Source organism: Micromonospora sp. LZ37, from assembly GCF_059359015.1.
On sequence record NZ_JCADBL010000013.1, the window covers coordinates 21,049 to 47,471 of the forward strand.

Genomic DNA, 26,423 nt, shown 5'->3' on the forward strand with positions numbered 1-26,423 from the left:
GACAACGACGAAATTGAGCTCCTCCAGGGAGGAAACATGAAGCACCGCGCCGTTGGTGCCGTGCTGTTCGGGATTGGCGTACTGCTCCTGGCGCTGGCCGCCGGGCTGGTGTTCGTCGTCGCCCCCGCGTTGACCAAACTCCCGTACGACCTGGAACCTTCGACGTCGGTGGCGGAAGCCAGCAACGCGAAGTTCCTCCAGATCAACAACGGGTCCATCAAGGTCAACGACGGCGACCTCCGTTCGACCGTGCTGGTCACCCCGTCGAAGAAGGACACCGCGAAGCTCGACGGTGACCTCGACGGCAAGGCCGTGGTCTGGCAGGTCGGCCAGACCGTGGACCGGACCGACAACAAGGAGCTGGTCAGCGCGTACGGCGCCAAGCTCGCCCTGGACCGGGTCTCCGGCGCTGCGGTGGAGTGGAAGCAGGCCTGGCTGGACGACGCCGGCGAGCAGGACCCGGTCGCCTTCAAGGGCCAGATGTACAAGTTCCCGTTCAACACCGAGAAGCGGGACTACGAGATCTTCGACCGCGACCTGCGGCAGGTCCGGCCGGCCAAGTTCGCCGGTACGGAGAACATCAAGGGCGTCGAGGCGTACCGCTTCGAGCAGGTGATCACGGACGAGACGCTGAACCTCGCCGCGGAACGGGTCGGGCTGCTGGTCGGCGCTCTGGCGCAGCCGGGGGCGACGCAGGGCACCGTCGTCTACAGCAACCAGCGCACCGTCTGGGTGGACCCGGTGACCGGGTCGTTCCTGAAGGTCCGCGAGGTGCAGAAGAAGGTCCTCACGCCGAACGTCGGCGCACCGGTCACGCTGCTGGACGCGGACTTCGCCTACAACGAGGCGACCATCAACGCGTCGGTGGACCGGGCGAAGGACAGCCGGGGCAAGCTCCAGCTGCTCAGCGTCTACGTGCCGGTGGGCCTGGCCGTGCTGGGTCTGCTGCTGCTGGCCGTCGGCCTGCTGGTGGCCCGTCGGGGTGCCCCCGCCGTCGCCGGCGAGGCGCGGCACCGGGCGGCCGCCGCGCCGGCCCCGGCCGCGGTCGACGCGCCCACCCGGCACGAGGAGCCGGTCGTGGAGGAGGAGCGGCCGACCGCTGAGCAGCCCGCGGTCGACCGTGCGGGTGGTCCGTTGAGCGACGAGATCCCGCCGGCCTCGACGAACTGGAAGTCGGACGACGAGCCGACCGTCCCCACCCAGCGGACGGCCGGCGACGAGCCGACCGTGCCCACCCAGCGGGTGGCGGACGACGAGGCGGAGAAGCGCTGACCTGAGGCAGGGTCAAGGAAGGGCGGGTCGGCTTGTGCCGACCCGCCCTTCGCGTTTCCGCGATCACCCTGAGCGCTTGTTACTGAATCGTAATGCGTCGATGGTATGCGTACCGAACGTGACCGAGCGCCGAGTGGATTGCCCTATTTGAAGGGTTGATCCCAGGGCTCGTGCGGCGGCTTGTTGCACGGAGCGTGAGATCGGGGGCTGTCCGTGCCGTCGGTAACCTACGGAACCGTAAGTGGGCTCTTGTGACCCACGCCTCACTGGGTGCACCATCAGGCGCACGTTCGTTACCCGCCGGTAACAGGTGTCACCGTCCGGCACGGGGCGCGCACCAGCCGACCGGCCCACCCCGAAGAGCACCGCCCCCACCGAGGAGGAATCCGTGCAGGATCGGATCTACAGACCGGGGCGTACCCGGTGGCGGCGTTTCGCCGCGATGATGGTGCCGGCGACCGCAGCCGTCGGCGCCATCCTGTTCGGCATGCAGAACGGCGCGATCGCGTCCGACATCACCGTCTCCGGCCAGACCTTCAAGATCGCGGCCGAGCGCCTGGAGGGTGACGGCTTCAAGCAGTACGGCGGCAAGGTGCGGGAGAAGGGCGGCACCGTCCACCCGATCGCCCTCGCCGAGATCGAGAGCGCCGAGCTCTACAAGCTCTGCCAGTCGGTGCGCGCCAAGGGCATCCCGGTGGTGCTCACCATCCACGCCGGTGAGGGCAAGGAGCCGGCGAGGGCCAAGGACCTCCTCATCGCCATGGACAGCCTGGAGGGCAACGCGACCTTCACCAACATCAAGATCGGCCGGGACGCCTCCGAGCTGAACGCGACGGCGGAGGCCGGCTCCTTCGGCCAGAATGCGGACCGGGTCACCATCCGCGACCTCCAGCAGGTGTCCCGCTACACCACCGCCTCCACGTTCACCCTGGTCGGCCTGCGCCTAAAGGTCAACATCGGGGCGGACGCGAAGGAGTGCTTCTGAGCTGAGCCGAGGCCCGCGGCGCCCACCCGCCGCGGGCCCGGGCTCCGTCCCTCATCCCTCAGCTCCGCTCAGGAGGAGTACGTGACAACCCCTGATCCGCAACACGCCCGCCCCGGCGGCCCCGGCGAGTTGTGGCGGGCCTTCCGCCGCTGGCGGCTCAGCCGGCCGTTCTGGGGCGGCCTGTTCACCGCGCTGGCCGGCGTGGAGATGTTCGCCTCCACCCGGATGACGCTCAACGGCCTGACTTTCACCAGCGGATCCACCGGGCTCTACTCCCTGCTGATCCCGATCATCCTGGTGACCTGCGGACTGCTGCTCTGGTTCAGCCCGGCCCAGCGGCCGTTCTACTCGATCGTCGCCGCGGTCACCGCGGTCTATTCGCTGATCGGGCTCAACCTCGGCGGCTTCTTCGTCGGCCTGCTGCTCGGCATCCTCGGCGCCGCCCTCGGTTTCGCCTGGACGCCCGTCGCCCGGCCCACCCCCGCCGACCCGGCCTCCGACCCGGTCGCGGCGGCGCCCGCACCGGCCCTCGTCGGGCCGGACGACCCGACGTTGGAGGACGAACTGCTGCCGGTCGACGAGCGGGGCATCCCCCGGCAGCGGGGGCCGGTCCCGTCCCCCGGGTACGCGCCGCAGGAGCACGGCGGGCCCGGCCACCCCCCGGACGGCGACGCCCACGCCGGCCCCGGCCCGACCGGGTCGCCGGGCGGCTCGCGGGATCCCCGGTACTTCGCCCTGGTGCTGGTCGTGCTCGGTCTCTCCGCCGGTGGGCTGGCGGTCACCCAGCCGCCGCCCGTGCTGGCCGCGCCGGCGACGCCGGCCGGTCCGGCCTCGACCGCCTGCCCGACGCCGACCGCCGAGGCGCCCGCCCCGACCGCCAAGGCGCCCACCTCGACCGACAGGGCGCCCGCGCCGCCGGCCCCGGCGGGGCGGGGCACCTCGACGCCGACGGCCAGTCCGAGCCCGTTCCCGGAGTCCACCTCGGACGGCAACCTGATCACCGATCTCCTCCGGGGCATCGGCGACCTGCTGACCGGTGGGGGGAACGAGCCCGCCGCGACGCCGTCGGCGAGCCCGACGCCGAGCGCGACGCCGGCCGCGACCCCGACCGCCACCGGCACGCCGACGCCGACCGGCACGCCGACGCGTCGCGCCGGCACCTGCCCGAAGCCGAAGCCGACCCGACCCGGGACCGTCCAGGCGGGCGAGCTGATGCCGAGGATCGCCGCCGAGCCGGGGCAGCCGAGGGTGGCGCAGCAGCCGTCCAAGCTGACCGGTTCCAAGGTCACCATGACGGGTCTGCGGTTCGAGGGGATCGTCGACCTGCCGACCGCGAACGGGACGCTCAAGGCGCTGAAGTTCAGCATGCGCAAGGCGGTCACCGACGACTTCAAGCTGGTGGCGGACGGGCCGGCGGACCGCGCCCAGCAGTACGTCACGGACCGGCTGACCGTGCAGGGCGACGTGTCGTTCTACGCCACCCGCTTCGTCGGCCGGCTGCTCGGCATCAAGATCACCCTGACCCCGGACCTGCCGTTCCCCGACGGCATCCCGATCACCTCGCCGATCCCGATCACCTTCACCAGCCCGGTGATCGACCTGGCCTTCGTGGAGTCCGACACGCTGACCGCCCGGCCCTCGCTGGAGCTCAGCGTTCCCTGACCTCCGTCCCACCACCACCGGTGACCGGGGGCGGGCCGTCCCGCCCGCCCCCGGTCCGACGGCTCAGAGCCGGGTCAGCGCCTTGCGCAGCGGGTCGAGGCCGAGCGAGCCGAGGTCGAGTGCCTGGCGGTGGAACTCCTTGAGGTCGAAGTCGGCGCCCTTGCGGGCCTGCGCGTCCTCCCGGGCCTGGAGCCAGATCCGCTCGCCCACCTTGTACGACGGGGCCTGACCCGGCCAGCCGAGGTAACGGTTCAGCTCGAAGCGCAGGTTCTCGTCCGGCACCCGGCAGTGCGCCCGCATGAACTCCCAACCCAGCTCCGGGGTCCAGCGCTCGCCCGGGTGGAAGCCGAACGGGTTGTCCTTCGGGATCTCCAGCTCCAGGTGCATGCCGATGTCCACGATCACCCGGGCCGCCCGGAACGCCTGCCCGTCGAGCATGCCGAGCTTGTCACCCGGGTCCTCCAGGTAACCCAGCTCGTCCATCAGCCGCTCCGAGTAGAGGGCCCAGCCCTCGCCGTGCCCGGAGACCCAGCAGAGCAGCCGCTGCCAGCGGTTGAGCAGCTCGGCCCGGACCGCGGTCTGCGCGACCTGGAGGTGGTGGCCCGGCACGCCCTCGTGGTAGACCGTGGTCACCTCACGCCAGGTGGAGAAGTCGGTGATGCCCTGCGGCACCGCCCACCACATCCGGCCCGGACGGGAGAAGTCCTCGCTCGGGCCGGTGTAGTAGATGGCGCCGTCGCTGGTCGGGGCGAGGCAGCACTCGATCTGCCGGACCTGCTCCGGGATGTCGAAGTGGGTGCCGTGCAGTTCGCTGATCGCCTTGTCCGCCAGCGCCTGCATCCAGTCCCGGAACGCCTCCTTGCCCTGGATCGTCCGGGCCGGGTCGGCGTCCAGGGCGCTGACGGCATCACCGACAGTGGCACCCGGACCCGCGATGCGCCCAGCAACGGTCCGCATCTCGGCCTCCAGGCGGGCCAGCTCCGCGAAACCCCACGCGTACGTCTCGTCGAGGTCGACCTTCGCGCCGAGGAAGTACTGCGAGGCCAGCTCGTACCGTTCCCGGCCGGCGGCCTGCTTGTCCCGGCCGTGCGGGGCCAGCTCGTCGCGGAGGAACCGACCGAACTCGGCGGTCGCCGCGGTGGCGGCGGCCGCCCCCCGGCGCAGCTCGGCGCCGAGCGTGCCGTCGGCGCCCAGCCGCTCCACCAGGCCGTGGAAGAAGTTGTCGCCGTCCGGGTCCGTCCAGATGTCGCACTGCTTGGCCACCTCGACCAGCTGCACCTTGGAGCTGACCTGGCCGGCGGCGGCCGCCTCGCGCAGCGTGGTCTTGTAGCCCTCCAGCGTCGAGGCGAACCGGTTGAGCCGGGCGGCGATGTTGGCCCGCTCCGCCTCACCCTCGGTCGGCATCAGGTCGAAGACCATGCGGATCTCGTGCAGGCCGCTGGAGATCACGTTGACCTCGCTGGTCACCTCGCCGGCGTCGTACCGGGCGAGGTCCAGGCCGAGGCGCTCCTGCATGGCCTCCTTGGCGGTCCGTTCCGCCTCGGACTCCGGCTCGGTGACGTCGAGGTCGGCGAGGGTGCGCCGGGTCAGGTCGGCCCGGGCCGCGTAGCCGGCGGGCGAGAGATCGTCGAGCTGGTCGTCGTAGCCGGCGATGCCGACGTAGGTGGCGCCGGTCGGGCTCAGCGGGGCCCAGTCGGCCACGTAGCGGTTCGCGAGGTCATCGATTCGTCCCACGCTGCGACCCTACGTGACCGACCGGTGCGGATGTCGACCGTGTTTGCCGTGTTCAGGGGAGCAGTCCGGCCGGGTCGAAGTCGATCGGGAAGGGCGCGTCGGCGCGGAGTCGTCGCCCGCTGACCGCCTCCGCGACGGTGTCGTAGCCCCCCAGCCTCCCGAGGGTGAACAGCTCCACCGCCACGTGCCGCAGGCGGCGGGAGATCTCGACCCGCATGAAGTACGGCACCCGACCCTCCGCGCAGCGGCGGGGCTTGTCGACGAAGTCCTGCCGCCGGCTGCCGGGAGAGACGAACTCAACGGCCATGGTGCAGAGGCCGGCGGGGATCCACCGGTCCTCCTCGTCGGTCTTGGGCAGGGCGTGCAGCACGGTGACGTCCGGCTGAATCCAGCGCTGCGGCGCGAAGGTCAGGTTCACCTGTCCGAAGACGTAGAAGCCGGCGGCTTTCGCGGCCGGCTTCAGGAGGTGAGCCAGCTCGATTTGCCCGTAACTGTTCGTACCGACCTCGGCGGGGGTCATGACCAACCTTCCGTCGATGCACTCGTAGCGCGCATCGGGCAGCTCCGGCAGCGGGAGGTAACGCTCGGCGAGCTGGGTCGTCCACATTCCGTCGAGGTCGACGAGCGGGTCGAAACGCATCGGCATCGCCATCGGGCGCACCTCCTCGGCTGGTCAACGCCCCACCAATGTAAGTGGTTCCTGTGGCGGTGGACACCGCGTCCGAATATCGCGGGACTTCGTCGTACCCCTGCGGCAGAGTGCAAGGGGTGACGGCCCACATCGCTCCTGACCGTACGGCGCTGCGCAGCTGGCTGCCGGGTTTCCTCGCGCTCGCCGCCATCTGGGGTTCGAGCTTCCTGTTCATCAAGGTCGGGGTCGAGGAGCTGCACCCGCTGCACCTCACCCTCTACCGGGTGGCCACCGGCGCGCTGACCCTGCTGGTGGTGCTCGCCCTGCTCCGCGACCGGCTGCCCCGCGAGCCCCGGATCTGGGCCCACCTCCTGGTGGTCGGCGCGTTCGGCGTGGCCATTCCGTTCACCCTGTTCGGCTACGGCGAACAGCGGGTCGAGTCGATGCTCGCCGGGATCTGGAACGCCACCACCCCGTTGATCGTGCTGCCGCTGGCGGTGCTGGTCTTCCGCACCGAGCGGCTGACCACGCGCCGCGCGGTCGGGCTCGGGCTGGGCTTCGTCGGGGTGCTGGTGGTGCTCGGCGTCTGGGAGGGCGTCGGCGGGGCGCACTTCACCGGCCAGCTGATGTGCTTCGGCGCGGCGGCCTGCTACGGCGTGGCCATTCCGTACCAGAAGAAGTTCCTCGCCGGCAGCGCGCACTCCGGTCTCTCGCTCTCCACCGCGCAGCTGCTGGTCGCCGCGCTCCAGCTCGCCGTGGTCGCGCCGCTGGCGGCCGGCGCCCCGCCGGTCCCGACCGGCCTCTCCGCCGAGGTGGTGGGCAGTGTGCTGGCGCTCGGCGCGCTCGGCACCGGCCTGGCCTTCGTGATCCACATGCGCAACATCCGGGTGGCCGGGGCGAGCACCGCCTCCACGGTGACCTACCTGATCCCGATCTTCGCGGTGCTCATCGGCGCGGTGGTGCTCGGCGAGCGGCTGAACTGGCACCAGCCGGTCGGTGCGCTGATCGTGCTGCTCGGGGTCGCGGTGGCGCAGGGCCTGGTCGGCCGTCGCCGGCCGCGCGCGGCGGTCGGGGTGGCCGCGCCCGCCGTCCCGACGGTCGAGCCGGCGTCCCGCGGCTGAGCCCGCGGTGGCGTGGGTCAGCCCCGCGCCCGGGTCCACTCCACCAGGCGGTCCGCCGGCCAGCTGTTGACCACCCGGTCGGCGGGGACGCCGCAGCGGGCGGCCCGCTCGCAACCGAACCGCTGCCAGTCCAGCTGGCCGGGGGCGTGCGCGTCGGTGCTGATCGCGAACCGGCAGCCCGCCTCCAAGGCCCGGCGGATCAGCCGCTTCGGCGGGTCCTGCCGCTCCGGGCGGGAGTTGATCTCGACGGCCACGTCGTGCTCGGCGCAGGCGGCGAAGACGGCGTCCGCGTCGAAGTCGCTCTCCGCCCGGGTACGTGCCCGGTGCGCCCGGTCGCCCGGCCCCTTCACCCCGGCCGGGCGCGAGGAGACCATCCGGCCGGTGCAGTGGCCGAGGATGTCCAGGTGCGGGTTGGCGATCGCGGCGAGCATCCGGCGGGTCATCTTCGCCCGCTCGTCGTTCAGCCCGCTGTGCACCGAGCCGACCACCACGTCGAGCCGGGCCAGCAGCTCCTCGTCCTGGTCCAGGGAGCCGTCGGCGAGGATGTCCACCTCGATGCCGGTGAGGATGCGGAAGCCCGCCGGCAGCGCCTCGTTGACCGCCGCCACGTGGTCGAGCTGCCGGCGCAGCCGGTCCGCGGTCAGGCCGCGGGCCACCTTGAGCCGGGGTGAGTGGTCGGTCAGCACCACGTACTCGTGGCCCAGCTCGACCGCGGCGAGCGCCATCTCCTCGATCGGCGACCCGCCGTCGGACCAGTCGGAGTGGGTGTGGCAGTCCCCGCGCAGCGCGGTGCGCAGCGCGGTCGCCTCGGCGTCCAGGTCGCTGCCCTCGGTGGCGACCAGCCGGCGCAGGTAGACCGGCTCCTCACCGGCCAACGACTCGGCCACGCAGCGGGCCGTGACGTCGCCCACCCCGGGCAGCTCGGTGAGCTTGCCGGTGCGGGCCCGCTCGGCCAGCTCCTTCGCCGGCAGCGCGCCGAGCGCCTTCGCCGCCGACCGGAACGCCCGGACCCGGTAGGTGGCCTCGTTCGCCCGTTCCAGCAGGAACGCGATCCGGCGCAGGTCGGCGATGGCATCCCGGGCGCTCATGCCCTGCAAACTACGCGCCCGCGCCGCCGGTCGCGGGGCGACCGGCGGCGCGGGCTGGTGGTGGGGGTGGGATCAGGCGTACGGCAGCTTGACGAAGGACCGGTCACCGATGCCGAGGGTGGTCGGGTTGGCGCCGATGGCGGACCAGACCTCCACCTTCACCGTGCCGTTGGAGAGGTTGCCCAGGCTGCCGACGGCGGAGAGGAGCCCGGCGTTCTGGGTGTAGTGCTCGTAGCCGGTGACCGGGTCGGTGGCGAAGTACCGGTACGTCTCCACCCGGTCGAAGCTCCCGTCACCGGTCAGGTCGTAGGACACCCGGGCCTGAACCCCGTTGCCGACCGCCGCGCCGGCGTCGAGGAACAGGTCGAACGTGGTCTGCCCGCCGGCGTGGGCGAGGTTCAGGCCGGTCGTGGTGAACACCAGGGGGTTGGTCGGCGTGCCGTCGTGGTTGGCGCCGCCGGCGCCGGCCACCGTGGCGGTCGCCGCGCTGCCGGCCGCCCCCAGGCCGCCACCGGGCAGCAGGTACCGCGTCGGCGAGCCGCTCGGCGGCGGCGTGGTCGGCGGCGGCGTCGGGGTCGGGTCGGTCGGGGTCGGGGTGGGATTGGTGCCGCCGCCCGCGCTGCCGCCGCTCCACGTGTACGCCCCGGTGGTCGCCGTCCTGCCGGCCGCCACCGTGAGCCGGGTGCCGTCGGAGAAGCTCACGGTCAGCGGGGCGGCGGTGATGTTGCTCGCCACGTAGGTGCGGGCGCCGTTGCGTTGGAAGACCGCGGCCAGCGGATGGTTGGCGGTGACCCCGGTGTCGACCTGACCCAGCGCGGCGAGGTTGCGGACCCAGTGGAAGGTGTGCGCCCGGCTCTCGCCCTCCTCGGGGGTGTAGCCGGGGTTGGCGCGCAGCTTCGCCAGCGCCGCGTCCGGGTCCCCGAGCGCCAGGAACTGCCAGAGGATGTCCTGCCACACGGTGGGTTCCCCGCCGTTGTTGCGAACGACTTCGGCGTAGTTCGTCCGGTTGTAGGCCGGGCGGTAGCCGAGGTAGAGGTGGCCGCCGGTGACCGGGAGCATGTTGATGCCCTGGATCATCTCCGGCTCGGCGGTGAACCAGGTGGCGTACGCGCCACCGTCGCCCCAGACCATCCCGACCGTGGAGTGCCCGAACCCCGCCGGGAAGTTCTCGTCGTCGACGTCGAACCAGTACTCCTGGATCGCCGCCGCCTGGGTGGTGTACATGAAGACACCGGCGTCGCGTACGGCGGTGTTGCCGGTCGCCTGTCCCCACTGGATGAGGGCGTTGGCGAAGTTCATCCCCTCCGACGACGACTCCTGGTTGTTGCCGGAGGCGAAGGAGCCGTGCCCGGAGGCCCAGTCGTGGCCGGCGTAGATGTCGAAGTCGCGCAGGTACGGGAAGCGGGTGTCGGCGCGGCTGTAGTTGTTGGCGTCCCGGATGAGCAGGTCGACCATGCCGCCGTACCGGTCGTTGGTGGCCCAGGTCGGGTCGAACTTGGCCAGCGTGGCGGCCGCCGCGATGAAGTAGCCGTAGTGGAAGTGGTGGTCGTTGAGTTCCTGGTCGGACCCGTACGACGCCGGGTAGCCGATCAGGGTGCCCCAGTTCCGGTCGTAGTAGAAGACCTTGGCGGTCTTGCCGGGCGTCGCGGTGAACCAGTCGTTCAGGGTGGTGCGGATGGCGTTCAGCGCGGCGGTCCGGGTCTCCGTGTCGCCGACCTGGTCGGCGATCTCGGCGATCCGGGCGGCCCGACCGAGCCCCTTGCCGGTCCAGTAGGTGTCGGTGCCGCGCTGGTCCATCGGGTTGCTCCGCACCGCCGCCAGCTGCTCCCGGAGCTGGGCCAGGTCGGCCCCGGCGCCGGTGGCGACGGCCGGCAGCTCCGGCAGCACCCCGTGGTAACGCATCGAGGTGCGGAACTCGCCGACCCCGGCGAGCACCTTCATCCGGCCGCGCGCCGACGGGTAGGTCGGGCTGAGCGGGGTGGAGCCGGTCAGCGACTTCCACTGGTGCGGGTAGAGACTCACCACCGTCTGGGTGGTGGTGCCCTCCCGGGGCGTGGTGGTGAAGCCGTACGTGGTGCGCACGGTGCTGCTGGCCGGGTCGTACGAGTAGGAGACCCGGGTGCCGGTGACGTGGGCGTGGGCGTACCGGCCGAAGGTGGACGCCAGCTCGGCGCGGGCGGTGGCGCCGGTGGCCGGCGTGGTGGGGAGCAGGGCGACCGAGAAGTAGCCTCGCCCGGCCAGCGTGGAGGTGATGCGTCCGTTCTGGACGGTCCAGGTGGCGCCGGTGGGGGCGTAGGCGACGTAGTCGTGGCCCTTGACGGTGAAGCCGATGGTGGCGCCGCTGTTGGACCAGACGGTGGGGGTGCCGCCGGTCGGGTTGATCAGGGCGTCGCCGCCGCTGGTCCGGAAGTACGCGAACGGCAGGCCGTGACCGATGGTGGCGCGCAGGGTGCGGGTGCCGTCGCTCCAGTACGGGCTGACCGTCCAGTCGGTCCAGTCGTCGACCTTGACGACGGGCGCGCCGAGCCCGCTCACCCCGACCCGGATGTCCTCGGAGTAGGCGTACTTGTACTCGCCGACGCCGGTCGCGGTGCCGCTGATCGTCGGGGTGGAGGTGGCGGAGAAGCCAAGGCCGTCGCCGAAGGGCTGGTAGGAGACCGGGTGCGCGTGCAGCGGCTCGCTGTACGCGCAGTTGGTCCGCTTCCACAGCAGCGACGACCACCAGTCGTTGGTGGGGACCGGGCCGGCCGGCGCGTTGGCGGTGGCGAACTGCCGGGGGTTGGTGGACATCGGACCGCAGCCGGAGGGGAGCGGGCCCACCGGGTCGGTGGTGTAGCTGCCGGCGCCGACCGGGGCGGCCGCGGCGGTGCCGGTGGTGGCGGCGAAGGTCAGGCCGCCGACGAGGACGGTGAGGGCGGTGGTGGTGGCGAGCACCCAGCGGGTGCGGCGGGGCGGGACGGGAGGTGTCATCGTTCCTCCAGCGGGCCGGCGTACGGGCCGACCGCGCGGTTCGCCGGAATTAGGGAGTCTTGTTAGGTGAGAGAGCGCTCTCTCTCCCTCGGACGTTAACCGGTTGATAACACTTCGTCAATGTGTCGGGCGGATGACAAGCCCCTGGCCGCGCCCGGCGGTCGCCCTGCTCAGTTGGCGCGCGGGGCCGCTGGGCAGCCGTGTCTGCGCTCCCACGCGGCCACCTCGGCCGCCGGCGAGCGGTTGCCGCGGTCCCGCCACGAGTCCAGGTACTTCGCCGGCCAGACCACGCCGCGCCGGATCCACCAGTCGTCGTGCCCGGTGCACTTCGGCGACAGCCCGAAGTGGAGGTGGCAGACGTTGTTCGCGTTGCCCGTCCGGCCCACCTCGCCGAGCTGCTGCCCGGCCCGCACCCGGACCCCGGCGTCCACCCCGGCGCGGACCATCCGCAGGTGCGAGCCGTAGTACCGCACGCCGTCGTCGCCGAGCAGCGACACCGACAACCCGCCGTTGTGCGGCCCCCTCGGACCCCGCCGGTCGAACCGGTCCACCCGGCTCACCTCCAGCACCGTCCCGTCGGTCACCGCCACGAACGGCTCACCGCAGTCGGCGAAGATGTCCGTACCCGGGTACGCCGAGTGCGTCGGGTGGTAGGCGACCTTCCGGGCGGGAACCGGGAAGACCCGGCGTGGCTCGGCCCGGCTCGGCGTGGCCGACGGCGACGGCGACCGGGCGGGCGGCGTCGGCGTGGCCCCCGTGGCGGCCGGCTGCCCGGCGGTGGCCGCCCCGCTCGGGCCGTCCCAGACCGCGCTCGGCGCGGCGACCGGCCGACCGGCCGTCCCGCAGCCGGCGAGCAGCGCCGCCGCGAGGAGCACCAGCACCGGGTACGCCGGACGCGCGCGGCACCCGATCGATCGCGACGACATCCGGCCATCCTGACAGACCGATACGGTGGGGGTGGCCCCCCGGCAGCGACGGTCCGAGAACGGGAGCAGCGACGGCGATGAACGGTCAACCCGCCTTCCCGGCCGAACCGGTGACCAACCACCCCGGCCACCTGCCGCGCATCCCGTCGGGGCTCTTCCCGGCCGGCCCGCCGCCCCGGCCGACCTGGCGCGAACCACACCCGGTCACCGGCGGCGGAGTCGCCGCCGGTGGCGCGCTCGCCGCGGCCTGGCTGCTGCTCTTCGGCCTGCTCGGCCGGGACGTGCCCAGCTACGCCTGGTGGACCGTCGTCGCCGTCGCGGTGGCCTGGCTGGCCGCGCTGGTGCTCGTCCGGCACGGCGACCGCGGGGTCGCCACCGGGGTGGCGATCGTCACAGCGGGTGGTGCGAGCATCGCGTTCGCGGTCGTGGTGGTGCGCTGGGCGACCAGCGCGGACTGGCCGATGTGGTGACACTGTGTCACCGCCCGGCTTCGCTTCGAACGCCATCTTGACGTACCCGCTGTGACTGGGGACGCTTTGCGGTATGGCCTGGACCACCCCGCGGCTCGACCCGGAGCGCAGCCGTCGCCGCCTGCAGATTCTCGCCGAGTTGGCGGGGGCCCGCGCGGTACGACAGCGCGAGCGGCCGCAGCGGGAGCGCACCGAGCGGCTGCGGCAGCTGATCGCCACCCGCCGCCGCGTCGCGGGCTGAACAGACTTTTCCAGGATTGACCGGCCCTTCGGGGCGTTGACCGGTCGCCTGCCGACCCGACCGGTTAACGTGCACGCGTAACGAGTCGGCGTGCTGGGCCGAAGCCTTTGGGGGGACCGTGTCGTACTTCGCTGCCGCCGTGGTGCGCGACGAGGGCGGCTGGAGCGCCGCCGAGGTGAACCTGCGGGGCGCCACCGACATCGACGACGTGGCCGACCGGCTGCGCGACGTCGAGCCGGACGCCGACCTGTCACTGCTCTTCGTCGAGGCCGACGACGCCTACCTGGTGATCCTGCGCCTGGACGAGGGGGAGGACCTGCGGGTCTTCGGCTCCGACTCCGCGTACGCCGAGGAGTCCCGGCTGGGGGCGCTGCTCATCGGCGACCTCAAGACCTCGGTCACCGGGCTGGAGGAGGCCGACGAGCCCCGACCGGCGGCCGGCGGCGACGAGGAGACCGACCAGCCGGCGGTGGACCCGGAGGCCGACCCGGTCGGTGACGCCGACCTCCTGGCCGACCTGGGCATCCCGGCCCAGAAGCTGCTCGCGCTCTGCGGTCACGAGGGGATGCTCCCCGCCGACGTCACCGCCGAGATCTGCGCGGTGCTGGGCTGCGGCGACGAGGTCGAGGAGCTCCGTGAGGTCTGACCCGCCGTCCTCCGGGCCGCACCTGTCCGGCGGCGGCTCGCCGTCGACCGGGGCCGCCGAACCGGCCGACGCGACCGACCCCGCGCTGGGGACCGTACGCCCCGGGTATCCCACCCCCGGCGCGGCGGGCCGGGTCGGGCCCGGCGCCCACGAGGGGCTGGCCGATCCGGGCGAGCTGGGCCGCCGGCAGCGGCACGAGCTGTGGATGCGCCGGGCGCTGGAGATCGCGGTCACCGGCCCGGAGCCGGACGGCGACGCGGTGACCGTCGACGACGTGCCGGTGGGTGCCGTCGTCTACGGCCCGGACGGCGCCGAGCTGGCCGTCGGCCGCAACGAGCGGGAGCTGACCGGAGACCCGACCGCTCACGCGGAGGTGCTGGCGCTGCGCCGGGCCGCCGCACGGCTGGGCCGCTGGCGGCTCGACGACTGCACCCTGGTGGTCACCCTGGAGCCCTGCACGATGTGCGCGGGGGCGATCGGGCTGGCCCGGATCTCCACGGTGGTCTTCGGCGCCTGGGAGCCGAAGACCGGGGCGGTGGGGTCGCTCTGGGACGTGCTGCGTGACCTCCGCGCCACCCACCGACCCGAGGTGTACGGCGGGGTGCTGGAGGCGGAGAACGCGGCGGTGCTGCGGGCCTTCTTCCGCTGACCGCCCGGCGTCGTCAGGGCGCCGGCAGGGTCACCGTGACCGTCAGGCCGCCGCCGTCGCGGGGCTGCGCCTCGACGGTGCCGTGGTGGGCGCGGGCCACCGCGCGGACGATCGACAGGCCCAGGCCGAAGCCGCGGGTGCCGGCCGTCCGCTCCCGGGCCAGCCGGCGGAACGGCTGGAAGATGGTCTCCAGGTCGTAGCCGGGGACCACCGGGCCGGTGTTGCCGACCGTCAACGTGGGCCGGCCGTCGACCAGGCCGGTGCGTACCTCCACCCGGCCGTCGGCGGGCAGGTTGTGCCGCAGCGCGTTCTCCACCAGGTTGACGGTGAGCCGTTCCAGCAGCACCGGGTCGCCGACGGTCCAGGCGGGGGCCAGCTCCCGGTGCACCGGGATGCCGTCCGGCGGGGCCACCTGGTCGATCACGTAGCCGGCCACCTCGGCCAGGTCCACCGGGGACCGGTCGGTCAGCTCGGACTCCGAGTCGGCGAGGGTGAGCAGCCCCTCGATCAGCCGCTCGTGCCGCTCGTTCACCGCCAGCAGCGACTCCCCGAGCCGGCGGGTGTCCGGCGAGGCGTCCGGCCGGGTCACCGCCAGCTCCACCAGCGCCCGGTTCAGCGCCAGCGGGGTACGCAGCTCGTGCGAGGCGTTCGCCACGAACCGCCGCTGGCCGTCGAACGAACGGTCCAGCCGTTCCAGCATCTCGTCGAAGGTGTCGGCCAGCTCGCGTACCTCGTCCCGGGGTCCGGCGAGGGCGATCCGCTCGTGCAGGCCGCGCCCGGCGGTGTCCGCGCCGGCGATCCGGCGGGCGGTGCCGGTGATCTGGTGCAGCGGTTGCAGCGCCCGGCCGGCGAGCAGCCAACCGAACGCGACCGCCGCCGCGGAGACCAGCACCAGCGCGATCCCGCCCTGGGTGAGCAGCGACTCCAGGGCGTTGCGCTTCGCCTCGCTCTGCACCTCGAGGACCAGCCGGCGCAGGTTGTCCTGGTCGCCGGCCGGGACGCCGGGCATCGGCCGGACCTGGGGGACGTCGTCCAGCTCCATCCCGAACGGCTGCGGCATCCGCTGGTCGACCAGGACGTACGTCACGGCGAGCAGCACCACGCCGGCCAGCAGGAAGAGCCCCCCGTAGATCAGCGTCAGCCGGGCCCGGATGGTCAGTCGGGTCATCGGATCCGGTACCCCGCTCCGGGCACCGTCTCGATCACCGACGGGTCGCCGAGCTTGCGGCGCAGCTTCATCATCGTCACCCGGACCACGTTGGTGAACGGGTCGATGTGCTCGTCCCAGGCCCGCTCCAGCAGATCCTCCGCCGAGACCACCGCCCCCTCGGCCCGCAGCAGCTCGACCAGGACCGCGAACTCCTTGCGGGACAGCGGCACGTACCGGCCGTCCCGGTGCACCTCCCGGCGGGCCGGATCGGCGACGATGCCGGCCCGGACCAGCGCCGGCGGGACGGCCGGACGGGCGCGCCGGGTCAGCGCGTGCACCCGGGCGGAGAGCTCGACCAGGGCGAACGGTTTCGGCAGGTAGTCGTCGGCGCCGAGCGCCAACCCGGCCACCCGTTCCCGGACGGCCGCCGCGGCGGTGAGCATCAGCACCCGGGTCTCCCCGCCGGCCGCCACGATCGCCCGGCACACGTCGTCACCGTGCACCACCGGCAGGTCCCGGTCGAGCACCACCACGGCGTACTCGTTCACCCCGAGGCGTTCCAGCGCCGCGTCGCCGTCGTACGCGACGTCGACGGCGAACGCCTCGCGCCGCAGCCACTCCGCGACGGCGTCCGCCAGGATCGGCTCGTCCTCCACCACCAGCACTCGCACCGGTCCATGGTGCCCGGCCCCGGATAACGCCCCCGTTAACGGCCGCGGTTACGCCCCGGATACCGACACCCGGGTCAACTGGGTCGCAACGTCCGGCGGACCGCGCCGGACCCGGACAGGAGACGGACCATGATGCGACGACGAATGCTCGCGCTGCCGGTGCTGCTCGCCCTGGCGCTGGCCGGCTGCGGCGACCCGGCCGACGGCGCGGCGGTGGCGACCGCCGGCGGTGGTGGCGCGCAGCCCAGCGCCGCGGTGACCGGTGCCGCCCTGAGCGACCCGGACCGCCAGCTCGAGTTCGCCCGGTGCATGCGGGAGAACGGGGTCGACATGCCCGACCCGCAGGCCGGCGGCGGGCCGGCGTTCCGGTTCGCCGAGGGCACCGACCCGCAGCAGGTCGAGCAGGCCATGGAGAAGTGCCGGAACCTGCTGCCCAACGGCGGCCAGGCCCCCCAGCTGAACGCCGAGCAGACCGAGCAGCTGCGGAACCTGGCGAAGTGCATGCGGGAGAACGGGGTGCCGGACTTCCCCGACCCGGACGCCGGCGGCCGGATCCAGATCCGGCCGGGCAGCGGCGGGATCAACCCGAACGATCCCACCATGAAGACCGCGCTGGAGACGTGCCGGCGGTACGCCCCGCAGCTCGGCGGTGGCCAGTGAGCCGCTCCGCCCGCCGCCCGCGGTTGCGAGCCCTGGCGGTGGGCGCGGCCGTGCTGCTGGTCGGCGCGCTGGGCGTGGTCGCCGCCGTCGGTGTCGGTGGCGGTTCGGGCGGGGAGGCCGCGGTCGCGGCCACCGCCCCGCCGGCCACCGCCACGGTCACCCGGCAGACCCTGGCCGACGCCGAGACCGCCGACGGGGAACTCGGCTACGGGGCGACCCGCACCGCCACCAGCCGGCTGGCCGGGACGATCACCGCGCTGCCCGCCACCGGGGCCACCGTCACGCGGGGCCGGGCGCTCTACACCGTCGACGCCGGGCCGGTGGTGCTCCTGTACGGGCGGCTGCCCGCGTACCGGCAGCTCGCCCCCGGGGTCGAGGGCGCCGACGTGAAGCAGTTCGAGCGCAACCTCAAGGCGCTCGGCTACGCGGGCTTCACCGTCGACGACGAGTACACCGGCGACACCGCCGACGCGACCCGGGACTGGCAGGAGGACCTGGGCCTGCCGGAGACCGGCCGGGTCGAGCCGGGCCGGATCCGGTACGCCGACGGCCCGGTCCGGGTCGCCGCCCACCAGGCCGAGGTGGGCGACGCGGTGCAGCCCGGCCAGGCGGTGCTGACGTACACCGGGACCAGCCGGTCGGTCACCGTGGAGCTGGACGTCGACGACCAGCGGCTGGCCCGGCGGGGCGCCACCGTGCAGGTGGCCCTCCCCGACGGCGGGCGGGTGGCCGGGAAGATCAGCAAGGTGGAGACCGTCATCACGACCGGCTCCAGCGGGGGCACCGGACAGTCCGCGGAGGCCGAGACGAAGGTCGAGGTGACCGTGACGGTCGGCGACCCGAAGGCCCTCGCCGGCTTCGACCACGCCTCGGCCCGGGTCACCTTCACCGCCGCCGAACGCGAGGGCGTGCTGACCGTCCCGGTGGCGGCGCTGCTCGCGCTGGCCGAGGGGGGCTACGGCGTCCAGGTCGTCGACGGCGGCGCCACGCGGATCGTCGCCGTACGGACCGGGCTCTTCGCCGGCGGCCGGGTCGAGATCACCGGCGACGGCCTCGCCGAGGGCACCACCGTGGGGGTGCCGAGGTGACCGCGGACGTGATCGTGCTGGACCGGGTCGGCAAGCGGTACCCCGGCGGGGTGGTCGCCGTGGACGACGTCTCGCTCACCGTCGGACGGGGCGAGCTGGTCGCCATCGTCGGCCCCTCCGGCTCCGGCAAGTCGACCATGCTGAACCTGATCGGCACCCTCGACCGGCCCACCTCCGGCACCGTCACCATCGACGGGTACGCGGTGGCCCGGCTCGCCGACCGGGAACTCTCCGCCCTGCGGGCCACCCGGATCGGCTTCGTCTTCCAACAGTTCCACCTGGCGCCCGGCGTACCGATCGTGGACAACGTCGCGGACGGGCTGCTCTACGTCGGCGTACCCCGGTCGGAGCGGCGGCGGCGCGCGGAGGCCGCGCTGGTCCGGGTGGGGCTGGCACACCGGCTCGGCCACCGGCCGCACGAACTCTCCGGCGGCGAACGGCAGCGGGTGGCGGTGGCCCGGGCGGTGGTCGGCGAGCCGGCGGTGCTGCTGGCCGACGAACCGACCGGCAACCTCGACTCGGCTGCCGGCGCCGGTGTGCTGGACCTGCTGCACGAGCTGCACCGGGCCGGCACCACGGTGGTGGTGATCACCCACGACCGGGAGATCGCCGACCGGCTGCCCCGGCAGGTACGGATGCGCGACGGCCGGATCCAGGCCGACACCCTGCTGAGCGGGGTGAGCTGAGGTGGTCGTGCTCGCCCCCGCCCGGCTCCGCCCCGCCCGCCTCCGCCCCGGCGACGTGCTGCGCGTCGGCGGGGTGGGCCTGCGCACCCGACCGCTGCGGGCGTTCCTCTCCGCGCTCGGCATCGCCATCGGCATCGCCGCGATGATCGCGGTGGTCGGCATCTCGTCGTCGTCCCGGGCCGAGCTGGACCGCACCCTCGACGCGCTGGGCACCAACCTGCTCACCGTCTCCCCGGGGAACACCCTCTTCGGCGACGAGGCCGAGCTGCCGACCGAGTCGGTGGCGATGATCGATCGGATCGGGCCGGTGACCGAGGTGTCGGCGACCGGGCAGGTCCCCGACGCGCCGGTCTACCGCTCCGACCGCATCCCGGCCGCCGAGACCGGCGGGATCGCCACCCGGGCGGCCCGGCTGGAACTGCCGCACACCGTCGGCGCGACGCTGGCCAGCGGCACCTGGCTCAACGAGGCGACCGCCCGCTACCCGGCGGTGGTGCTCGGGTCGACCGCCGCCCGGCGGCTCGGGCTCGGCGCCGCCGGTGCGGACGTCCAGGTCTCGATCGGCGGCCGCTGGTTCACCGTCGTCGGCATCCTGGCCCCCGTGCCGCTGGCCCCGGAGCTGGACACGTCCGCGCTGGTCGGCTGGCCGGCGGCGGCGACCTACCTCGGCTTCGACGGGCACCCGACCACCGTCTACACCCGGGCGGCCGACGACCAGGTGGAGGCGGTCCGGGCGGTGCTCGGCGCGACCGCCAACCCGGAGGCCCCCAACGAGGTGGAGGTGTCCCGGCCGTCCGACGCGCTGGCCGCCGCCGAGGCGACCGACGCGGCGTTCACCGGGCTGCTGCTCGGCCTCGGCGCGGTGGCACTGCTGGTGGGTGGGGTCGGCGTGGCCAACACCATGGTGATCTCGGTGCTGGAACGCCGGGCCGAGATCGGCCTGCGCCGCTCGCTCGGCGCCACCCGGGGTCAGGTCCGCGTCCAGTTCCTCGCCGAGTCGCTGCTGCTGTCGGCGTTGGGTGGGATCGGCGGAGTGCTGCTGGGCATCCTGGTCACCGCCGGCTACGCCGTCTCGCAGGACTGGCCCACCGTCGTCCCCGCCTGGGCGACCGTCGGTGGCGTGGCCGCCACCCTGCTGATCGGCGGGGTCGCCGGCCTCTACCCGGCCGTCCGCGCCGCCCGCCTCTCCCCGACCGAGGCCCTCACTGCGTGAGGAGGGGCCCCCGGTCGACGCCTCGCGGCGTACCGGGGGCCCCTCTCGACGAGCCGGATCAGGCGATGACCGTGTCCAGGGCGATCTCGACCATCTGGCCGAAGGTCTGCTCGCGCTCCTGTGAGGTGGTCTTCTCGCCGGTCTTGATGTGGTCGCTGACCGTGAGGATGGTCAGCGCGCGGGCCTTGAACCGGGCGGCGATCGTGTAGAGCGCCGCCGACTCCATCTCCACGGCCAGCACGCCGTAGTCGGCGAGGGTGTCGTAGAGGTCCGGCCGGTCGGTGTAGAAGGCGTCCGCGGCCAGGATCGGCCCCACCCGCATGCTGATGCCGCGCCGCTCGGCCACCTCGACCGAGGTACGGAGCAGCCCGAAGTCGGCGACCGGCGCGTAGTCGATCAGCCCGTCGAACCGCATCCGGTTCATGTTCGAGTCGGTGGACGACCCGATCGCGGCCACCACGTCGCGCAGCTTGAGATCCTCGCTGAGGGCGCCGCAGGAGCCGACCCGGATGAGGGTCTTCACGCCGTACTCGTTGACCAGTTCGTGGGCGTAGATCGAGGCGGACGGCATGCCCATGCCGGAGCCCTGGACGGAGACCTCCACCCCGTTCCAGCGGCCGGTGAAGCCCAGCATGCCGCGGACCGTCGAGTAGCACGTGGCGTCCTCGAGGTAGGTCTCCGCGATCCACTTGGCCCGCAGCGGGTCGCCCGGCATCAGGACCCGCTCGGCGATCTCTCCCGGCTTCGCGCCGATGTGCGTACTCATGGCAAAGATCCTGCCAGGCCGGGTGCGGGGACGCCGGTTCGGCATCCGAACCCGCGGTCCTGTACCCTCGTCGGCGGTGGCGTGTCCGAGTGGCCTAAGGAGCACGCCTCGAAAGCGTGTGAGGGTTTACGCCCTCCGCGGGTTCAAATCCCGCCGCCACCGCTCGTGAACAGCGAGGACGCCCGGTCGATCCGCGAGGATCGCACCGGGCGTTCCGCTTTCCGGGCCCGGCCCGTCGGGTGACGGGCCGGGCGATCAGGGGTCAGGGCAGGGTACGGATTCGCAAGGTCACCATCTCCGGCTCGGCCAGCTGGTCGGTGACCGCGTAGATCTTGGTGCCGGACACGGCCAGCCCACCCTTGACCAGGTTGTGCGCCCACGTCTCCTGGTTCGGCAGGTGCCCGAACTCGTACGTGGCGATCGGCGTGGTGCCGCCCGGCTCGAAGACCCGGACGTCCTTGTCGTACGACGAGTCGGTGCCGGCGACGACGAGGCCGTCGGGCCGGATCGCCACGGCGTTCGGGTACGGCACGGTCGGATACCGGTGCACCTCGACGAGGTCGGACGTGCGCAGGACCGGGTGGTGGTACGGCGCACCCGAGGGGACGATCACCCCGGTGCCGTCCGGGGTGACCGCCAGCTGCGTGACCGAGCCACCGTCGGTACGGCTGATGGCCCGCTGGACCAGCCCCGTCGCGGTGGCCTCGAAGCGGACCAGCAGGGCGGGGCTGCTACCCGTCGCGCCGGCGATCACCATGTCGGGCTGAGCGGGCGAGGTGGCCAGCAGCATCGCCGAGCTGATCCGCTCGTCGATGGCGTCGACGGCGTACGCGTCGAACCTGCGGGTTGCGAGGTCGACCCGGCCGATGCCGGCCGTCGGCTCGTTCTCGCACCCCCAGGCGACCCAGAGCTGGCCGGCCGCGAAGGCCATGTCCTTCGGGCACGTCATGGTCCCGTCGGTCTTCCCGGTGAACTGCCCGTCCAGTTCCCAGGTCTCCAGGTCGACGATCCTGAGCCAGTCCTGGTCGCCGGCGGCGATGTAGAGCTTGCGGCCGTCCGGGCTCAGCGTCATCCCGGCGGCCCCCGGCGCGATGCCCGGAAGGGTGCGCAGAACCTTGCCGTCCAGGTCGGTGACGATCAGACCGTCGGTGCCCTTGCCCCCGGTGAGGTAGACCCGGCCACGTGCCTCGTCCACCAGGATGTCGCCGAACCGGAAGCCGGTGACGTACCCCGGGATCGGGATCTGCACGTTCAAATCGGTGCTCGGCGGCGAGGTGGTGGTCGGGGTCGGCGTCGGGCTGGCGGTCGGGCTGGACGTCGGCGAAGGGGTGGGACGTGGCTTCCGTCCCGGCTGTGGCGACTTGGGCGCCCGGTCGACCTTGGCGGTGGTGCCTTCGGCGACCAGTTGCGCTTCCGCGGTGTTGCGGTCGGCGGGCCGGTCACTGCCCGCCACGGTACTGCCCGCCACGGCCGTGCCCGCACCGGCGGTCAGAAGGGCGAGCGCGCCCACCCCCACCAGCCAGATCCGTGCGCGTCGGCCCCGGTGTGCTGTTCGGCTCATCGTTCCCCGTTCGTGATGTGCGACGCGGGTCGGAATCGGACCCGGCCCGCCGACCAGAAGGCGTTCCGAAGTGCACGGACGTTACGCGAACCCCGGTCCTTTCGGCCGGTGATGGTGACCGGTCGTCGCCGCATGTGCCCGCCCGTCGGCGATTGCCAATGATCCATTTCTCCCTAGGATGTGGGAGCCCACAGGGAGCGGAGGATTTTTTTGCGACGAAGAATTGCCGGGGTCTCGGTGCTGGCGGTGGCCGCCGGACTGGCGGTCGGTGCCCCTGCCGAGGCGGCGGACGAGTTCCGGACCATCACCCGGGACGGCATCGTCCTGCAACACCACCGGGTGGCGAAGACGGGTGCCTCTATGAAGGGGACCGGTGTCACCCGTTCCGACTTCGACGGTGACGGCGTGGACGACATCGCTGCCGCCGCCGACCCCCTCAACCACAACCTGCCCCACTATCCGACCGGTCTGGTCGCCGTGCGCTACTCCTCGGCGGCGCAGGTCGACTACTTCTTCGGTGCCATGCTGTCCGACAACGGCGGCTCGTTCGGATCGGCGATCGCGGCCGGGAACTTCAACGGCGACGCCTATGACGACTTGGCCGTCGGTGACGCCGACGAGGCCGATCCGCGTAACAAGGCCCGCGCCGGCGGGGTCTGGATCATCCCGGGCAGCAGCAGCGGCCTGGTGGTGGACTCGGCGAAGCACTTCAACCAGAGCTCGCCGGGCGTGCCCGGCGACCCGGAGAACCTCGACTGGTTCGGAGCGTCCCTCGCGGCCGGCGACCTCAACGGCGACGGCCGCGACGACCTGGCGGTCGGGGCGTACAGCGAGGCGATCGGGACCAAGGCGCAGGCCGGCGCCGTCACCGTCCTCTTCGGTGGAACGGGTGGCCTGACGGCCACCGGCGCGCAGTACTTCCACCAGGACCAGGCCGCGGTGCCCGGCGCGGCGGAGCGCAACGACCAGTTCGGCCGGACGCTCGCGATCGGAAAGGTCAACGGCGACCGGTACGCCGACCTGGCCATCGGCGCTCCCATGGAGAACGACGGCTCGTCGTCGTACGGCACCGGCATCGTCACCCTGCTGCGGGGTTCGGCCGCTGGTGTGTCGAGCACCGGCGTCACCGCGGTCACCGGCGCGGGGGTGCACGGCGCGACGGGCGACCGGTACACCATCGCGTGGTACCTGGGTCTGGCGCTCACCATCGGCGACGTCAACGGTGACGGGCTGGGCGAGGTGATCGCCGGGGCGCCGAGCGCCCAGACGCCACAGCTCGACGGCGGTCTCATCACGGTCTTCACGGGCCGCACCGGTGGTCTCTCCGGCAGCGCCGTGCGGGTCATCACGCAGCGGACGGCCGGCGTACCGGGGGACCCCGAGGGCGGGGACCGGTTCGGTGCGGCGGTCGCGGCCGGCGACGTCACCGGCGACGGTAAGGCGGACGTACTGGTCGGTGCGCCCGGCGAGGCGATCGGCTCGACGGGTGAGGCCGGCGTCGTCACCCTGCTCAAGGGTGCAGCCGGCGGGCTGAGCGGGAGCGGAGCCCAGGCGTTCGATCAGAACCACGCGGTCGTCCCGGGCTCGGCGGAGCGCGGAGACAACTTCGGGGCCCGCGTCGCGTTGCTCAACCTCAACGGCACCGGCGGGCTGGACGCCCTCGTGGCGTCGCCCCGGGAAGAGGTCTCCGGCGACACCGCCGGGTACCCCTCCGGGACCTTGAGCTCGTTCTACGGCGCCACCGGCGGGCTCGTACCGCAGAGCACCTCGACGAGCGGTCTGAACCTGCGCAGCAACCGCACCTCGCTGCTCGGGTACGGCAGTCGTATCGCCGCGCCGGAGAGCAGCGTCCCGCTGTACTGAGCTGTCTTCGTGTGACAACGCCCGGTCGGTCCGTGAGGACCGGCCGGGCGTTCCGCTTCCGGTCCCGGCTCCGTTCCGGCTCAGCAGGGGCCGTGGCCCTCGTCGAAGAGGCGGCGGGCCCATTCGGCGTACCCGGCGATGATTTTCTGGACGGTGACCCCGTCGTGCAGGAAGAGGTACGCGCGGTCGCCGTCGCGGGCCAGCAGCCCGTCGAACCGGTACGTCCGCTGTGGAGCATGCAGCCGGGTCGCCGATGGGTAGCTGGCGAGCACCTCGCCGATCGGCGTGCCGACCGTGATCCCCTCCGGGGTGCTCATCGGGTCGTCCAGCCAGAGCAGCACCAGCCGGTCCTCGACGAAGATCGGGCTGACCTCCTCGTGCCCGGCCAGCGTCGGGCCGCAGGCGTCGACCTCGGCCCGGAGCGCGCCGCGCCGGGTGAGGTCCTGTTCGGTGTCGCCGAACTCGATGCCGCCCAAGCCGTCCAGGTCGACCACCTGGGCGTCGCCGACGGGGCGGGCCGGCACAAGCGGCCCTTGTGGACTGACGCCGCTGCCGGCGATCGAGGCAGCCGTGAGCAGTGTGGCGATGAAGCCGAATTGTCGCAATTTCATGGAATCCCCCAGTCCCCAACGGGACCGGGGCGTTCAGGTTGCTGGTCGACGCCGGATTGCCGGTATTCCCACTCCTCGGCCAGCTCGTCCCAGTAGTCGGCGGTGAGTCCGCGCCGGCCGTGCGCGAGCCAGCCGTCGGTGTGCCGCTCCAGGTGCAGCCCCAGCTCCGCGAAGGGGTCGATCCACCGTCCGGGTTCGGCGCCCAGCCGGGCCAGCGCCGCGTTGATCGGCCATTCCGGGCGGGGCACGTCGAAGGCGTCGGCGAAGCGGGGCCCCCAACTGAGGTGCCCGTCCAGCCACACCACGGCCGACTGCCGCCCGGCGCCTCCGGCGAACTCCGCCTCCAGGTACGCCACCGGCCCGTGCCGCGACCAGCGGGCCAGCAGCTCCACCAGCGCCGGCGAGAGGACCAGCTCGAACGGCTGGCCGGCGTCCGGTTCCCCGGTGGCGTAGTCGGGCAGCGCGCCGGTCAGCTCCTCCACCAGCTGCGGGGTGACCGGCAGCAGGGCGAAGTCCTGCCGCAGCGCCGCGAGGACCGCGTGGTCCAGCCCGGCGGTCTGCTCGCGGAGCAGTTCGACGTCCGCGACCACGGCGCTGAGCTGGTAACTCATCCGGTCCCCCCGCCATCCACAGGCTGTGGATGGAACATGTGTACGACGGATCCCGCGCCCGCCGCCGATCTCCCGCACGGTACCGGCCGGCGCGGCGGGGCCGCGTCAGGCCGCCGCGGGCGCATGAGCTGAGGTACGAGGTCAGGCCCGCCCGGCGACCCGGGCGACGAACGCCCGCCACGCCGCCGGCGCGAAGACCAGCGCCGGCCCGGCCGGATCCTTCGAGTCGCGTACGCCGACGATGCCGGGGAGGTTGTCGGCGACCTCGACGCAGTTGCCGCCGTTGCCGCTGCTGCGACTGCTCTTGCGCCACCGCGCGCCGTTCAGCTCCATGTCTCCGCCACTTCCGTGATGAGGTCGACAGACTGCCAGTGGGAGAGCGCCTCGCCGCGCACGTTCTCCCACGCTGCCATCATGGCCGCGATGTCCTCCGGGTCGCTAACCACTTGTCCCTGGAGTTGGTTGTCGAGGTAGCCGGCGACCCGGAGGTCGTGGCTGTTGGCGATCACGAATGGCCCGTTCAGTCCGGCGTAGGCGCCGACGGTGGACGGCACGACGTGCACCCGGATGTGCGGCTCGACGCACGCCTTGACCAGGGCCCGGAGCTGCTCGTGCATGGTCGCGCGGCCCCCGACCGGCCGGCGGAGGACCGCCTCATCGACGACGGCCGTGAATTGCGGTGGGTCGTCCCGCGTGAGGATGCTCTGGCGGGCGAGCCGGGCCGCCAGGTGCCGCTCGATGTCGCTACGGGCGAGCAGTCCGCCACCGGCGAGCACCGCGCGGGCATACGCCTCGGTTTGAAGGAGTCCTGGCAGGACGACCGATTCAAACGACCGCAGCGACACCGCCTCGCGCTCGATCTCCTGCCATGGGCGGAACCAGGTCGGGTCCCGACGTCGCGAAATGTCCGGCCATATGTCCGCCACGTCCCGACCGAGGGCTTCCGCGGCGGTAAGGCGGTGGCGGGGGTGTGGGATGCGGCCCTCGGTCAGCCAGCGCCCGACGGTCTTCGGGTCGACGCCGACGCGTGCGGCGAGAGATTCGGTGGTGTGCCCGGTGTCGCTGAGCGCCATCCGCAGCGCGTCGTTCACGGCCCCTCCATCGGACGTCTCGAATATCCGCCGACCATATCGCTACGCGGTGTACGT

26 protein-coding genes and 1 tRNA gene are annotated in these 26,423 nt (G+C 73.0%); 14 read left to right on the forward strand and 13 right to left on the reverse strand.

Features of this window, described 5'->3' with window-relative positions:
- Positions 1-36: 36 nt before the first annotated feature.
- From pgfA to AC5L3Z_RS23940, 3 genes are all read left to right on the forward strand, one after another.
- Positions 37-1,272 (forward strand): cell envelope lipid trafficking protein PgfA, encoded by a 1,236-nt coding sequence (gene pgfA / locus AC5L3Z_RS23930; protein WP_494845181.1) that lies wholly within the window; start codon positions 37-39, stop codon positions 1,270-1,272.
- 388 nt (positions 1,273-1,660) lie between these two features.
- Positions 1,661-2,257 (forward strand): DUF6230 family protein, encoded by a 597-nt coding sequence (locus AC5L3Z_RS23935; RefSeq protein ID WP_334531596.1) that lies wholly within the window; start codon positions 1,661-1,663, stop codon positions 2,255-2,257.
- Between the two features lie 81 nt (positions 2,258-2,338).
- A complete protein-coding gene (locus tag AC5L3Z_RS23940; RefSeq protein ID WP_494845183.1) occupies positions 2,339-3,919 on the forward strand; it encodes a DUF6114 domain-containing protein in 1,581 nt (526 codons plus the stop codon).
- Between the two features lie 63 nt (positions 3,920-3,982).
- On the opposite strand, the gene AC5L3Z_RS23945 is transcribed toward AC5L3Z_RS23940, so the two are convergent.
- Together AC5L3Z_RS23945 and AC5L3Z_RS23950 are read right to left on the reverse strand one after the other, a co-directional pair.
- Positions 3,983-5,653 (reverse strand): DUF885 domain-containing protein, encoded by a 1,671-nt coding sequence (locus tag AC5L3Z_RS23945; RefSeq protein ID WP_494845184.1) that lies wholly within the window; start codon positions 5,651-5,653, stop codon positions 3,983-3,985.
- A 52-nt stretch (positions 5,654-5,705) separates the two neighbouring features.
- Positions 5,706-6,305 (reverse strand): Uma2 family endonuclease, encoded by a 600-nt coding sequence (locus AC5L3Z_RS23950; protein WP_494845185.1) that lies wholly within the window; start codon positions 6,303-6,305, stop codon positions 5,706-5,708.
- Between the two features lie 116 nt (positions 6,306-6,421).
- Between AC5L3Z_RS23950 and AC5L3Z_RS23955 the strand changes: the two genes are divergently transcribed.
- Complete coding sequence (locus AC5L3Z_RS23955; protein WP_494845186.1) at positions 6,422-7,405, forward strand: DMT family transporter; 984 nt, start codon at positions 6,422-6,424, stop codon at positions 7,403-7,405.
- A gap of 17 nt (positions 7,406-7,422) precedes the next feature.
- Here the strand turns inward: AC5L3Z_RS23955 and AC5L3Z_RS23960 are convergent, their stop codons facing one another.
- From AC5L3Z_RS23960 to AC5L3Z_RS23970, 3 genes are all read right to left on the reverse strand, one after another.
- Positions 7,423-8,493 carry a PHP domain-containing protein gene (locus AC5L3Z_RS23960; protein WP_494845188.1) on the reverse strand — a complete coding sequence of 357 codons (1,071 nt, stop codon included), beginning with the start codon at positions 8,491-8,493 and terminating at the stop codon, positions 7,423-7,425.
- A gap of 72 nt (positions 8,494-8,565) precedes the next feature.
- Positions 8,566-11,463, reverse strand: a complete 2,898-nt coding sequence (locus AC5L3Z_RS23965; protein WP_494845189.1) for a glycosyl hydrolase — start codon at positions 11,461-11,463, stop codon at positions 8,566-8,568.
- A 170-nt stretch (positions 11,464-11,633) separates the two neighbouring features.
- Positions 11,634-12,389 carry a M23 family metallopeptidase gene (locus AC5L3Z_RS23970; RefSeq protein WP_494845190.1) on the reverse strand — a complete coding sequence of 252 codons (756 nt, stop codon included), beginning with the start codon at positions 12,387-12,389 and terminating at the stop codon, positions 11,634-11,636.
- Between the two features lie 77 nt (positions 12,390-12,466).
- On the opposite strand from AC5L3Z_RS23970, the gene AC5L3Z_RS23975 reads away from it, so the two are divergent.
- The 4 genes from AC5L3Z_RS23975 to AC5L3Z_RS23990 all read left to right on the forward strand — a co-directional run bounded on the left by AC5L3Z_RS23975 (position 12,467) and on the right by AC5L3Z_RS23990 (position 14,395).
- On the forward strand, positions 12,467-12,859 hold the full coding sequence (locus AC5L3Z_RS23975; protein ID WP_494845191.1) for a hypothetical protein: 393 nt from the start codon (positions 12,467-12,469) through the stop codon (positions 12,857-12,859).
- Positions 12,860-12,932: 73 nt separating this feature from the next.
- Positions 12,933-13,100, forward strand: coding sequence for a hypothetical protein (locus AC5L3Z_RS23980; RefSeq protein WP_165942613.1), 168 nt, complete (start codon positions 12,933-12,935; stop codon positions 13,098-13,100).
- A gap of 118 nt (positions 13,101-13,218) precedes the next feature.
- A complete protein-coding gene (locus tag AC5L3Z_RS23985; protein WP_494845193.1) occupies positions 13,219-13,746 on the forward strand; it encodes a tRNA adenosine deaminase-associated protein in 528 nt (175 codons plus the stop codon).
- Between the two features lie 205 nt (positions 13,747-13,951).
- Positions 13,952-14,395, forward strand: a complete 444-nt coding sequence (locus AC5L3Z_RS23990; RefSeq protein WP_494845408.1) for a nucleoside deaminase — start codon at positions 13,952-13,954, stop codon at positions 14,393-14,395.
- Positions 14,396-14,408: 13 nt separating this feature from the next.
- Here the strand turns inward: AC5L3Z_RS23990 and AC5L3Z_RS23995 are convergent, their stop codons facing one another.
- Positions 14,409-15,563: a sensor histidine kinase gene (locus AC5L3Z_RS23995; RefSeq protein WP_494845194.1), complete on the reverse strand. Its 1,155-nt coding sequence runs from the start codon at positions 15,561-15,563 to the stop codon at positions 14,409-14,411.
- Positions 15,560-16,216 carry a response regulator transcription factor gene (locus tag AC5L3Z_RS24000; protein WP_494845195.1) on the reverse strand — a complete coding sequence of 219 codons (657 nt, stop codon included), beginning with the start codon at positions 16,214-16,216 and terminating at the stop codon, positions 15,560-15,562. Before AC5L3Z_RS24000 ends, AC5L3Z_RS23995 begins: the two co-directional genes overlap by 4 nt.
- 129 nt (positions 16,217-16,345) lie before the next feature.
- On the opposite strand from AC5L3Z_RS24000, the gene AC5L3Z_RS24005 reads away from it, so the two are divergent.
- Genes AC5L3Z_RS24005 through AC5L3Z_RS24020 form a run of 4 tightly spaced genes read left to right on the forward strand, consistent with a single transcriptional unit; the run spans position 16,346 to position 19,863 of the window.
- Positions 16,346-16,876: a hypothetical protein gene (locus AC5L3Z_RS24005; RefSeq protein ID WP_494845197.1), complete on the forward strand. Its 531-nt coding sequence runs from the start codon at positions 16,346-16,348 to the stop codon at positions 16,874-16,876.
- Positions 16,873-17,964 (forward strand): efflux RND transporter periplasmic adaptor subunit, encoded by a 1,092-nt coding sequence (locus AC5L3Z_RS24010; protein WP_494845198.1) that lies wholly within the window; start codon positions 16,873-16,875, stop codon positions 17,962-17,964. The genes AC5L3Z_RS24005 and AC5L3Z_RS24010 overlap by 4 nt, the downstream gene beginning before the upstream one ends.
- 8 nt (positions 17,965-17,972) lie before the next feature.
- The gene (locus AC5L3Z_RS24015) at positions 17,973-18,650 is read left to right on the forward strand and encodes an ABC transporter ATP-binding protein (protein WP_334616349.1); all 678 of its coding nucleotides are present in this window, start codon (positions 17,973-17,975) and stop codon (positions 18,648-18,650) included.
- Between the two features lie 7 nt (positions 18,651-18,657).
- Positions 18,658-19,863 carry an ABC transporter permease gene (locus AC5L3Z_RS24020; RefSeq protein WP_494845410.1) on the forward strand — a complete coding sequence of 402 codons (1,206 nt, stop codon included), beginning with the start codon at positions 18,658-18,660 and terminating at the stop codon, positions 19,861-19,863.
- 58 nt (positions 19,864-19,921) lie between these two features.
- Here AC5L3Z_RS24020 and deoD read toward each other — a convergent pair whose 3' ends face one another.
- Positions 19,922-20,629 carry a purine-nucleoside phosphorylase gene (deoD, locus tag AC5L3Z_RS24025; protein WP_334616318.1) on the reverse strand — a complete coding sequence of 236 codons (708 nt, stop codon included), beginning with the start codon at positions 20,627-20,629 and terminating at the stop codon, positions 19,922-19,924.
- Between the two features lie 75 nt (positions 20,630-20,704).
- Here deoD and AC5L3Z_RS24030 point away from each other — a divergent pair.
- Positions 20,705-20,791 (forward strand) — tRNA-Ser (locus AC5L3Z_RS24030).
- Positions 20,792-20,891: 100 nt separating this feature from the next.
- Here the strand turns inward: AC5L3Z_RS24030 and AC5L3Z_RS24035 are convergent.
- Positions 20,892-22,190, reverse strand: coding sequence for a WD40 repeat domain-containing protein (locus tag AC5L3Z_RS24035; RefSeq protein WP_494845199.1), 1,299 nt, complete (start codon positions 22,188-22,190; stop codon positions 20,892-20,894).
- A 210-nt stretch (positions 22,191-22,400) separates the two neighbouring features.
- On the opposite strand from AC5L3Z_RS24035, the gene AC5L3Z_RS24040 reads away from it, so the two are divergent.
- On the forward strand, positions 22,401-24,053 hold the full coding sequence (locus AC5L3Z_RS24040) for a hypothetical protein (RefSeq protein WP_494845201.1): 1,653 nt from the start codon (positions 22,401-22,403) through the stop codon (positions 24,051-24,053).
- 80 nt (positions 24,054-24,133) lie between these two features.
- On the opposite strand, the gene AC5L3Z_RS24045 is transcribed toward AC5L3Z_RS24040, so the two are convergent.
- From AC5L3Z_RS24045 to AC5L3Z_RS24060, 4 genes are all read right to left on the reverse strand, one after another.
- Positions 24,134-24,664 carry a hypothetical protein gene (locus AC5L3Z_RS24045; protein WP_494845202.1) on the reverse strand — a complete coding sequence of 177 codons (531 nt, stop codon included), beginning with the start codon at positions 24,662-24,664 and terminating at the stop codon, positions 24,134-24,136.
- Complete coding sequence (locus AC5L3Z_RS24050) at positions 24,661-25,275, reverse strand: hypothetical protein (protein ID WP_494845204.1); 615 nt, start codon at positions 25,273-25,275, stop codon at positions 24,661-24,663. The genes AC5L3Z_RS24045 and AC5L3Z_RS24050 overlap by 4 nt, the downstream gene beginning before the upstream one ends.
- 141 nt (positions 25,276-25,416) lie before the next feature.
- The gene (locus tag AC5L3Z_RS24055; protein ID WP_494845205.1) at positions 25,417-25,608 is read right to left on the reverse strand and encodes a DUF397 domain-containing protein; all 192 of its coding nucleotides are present in this window, start codon (positions 25,606-25,608) and stop codon (positions 25,417-25,419) included.
- On the reverse strand, positions 25,599-26,366 hold the full coding sequence (locus AC5L3Z_RS24060) for a helix-turn-helix domain-containing protein (RefSeq protein WP_494845206.1): 768 nt from the start codon (positions 26,364-26,366) through the stop codon (positions 25,599-25,601). Before AC5L3Z_RS24060 ends, AC5L3Z_RS24055 begins: the two co-directional genes overlap by 10 nt.
- Positions 26,367-26,423 lie beyond the last annotated feature (57 nt).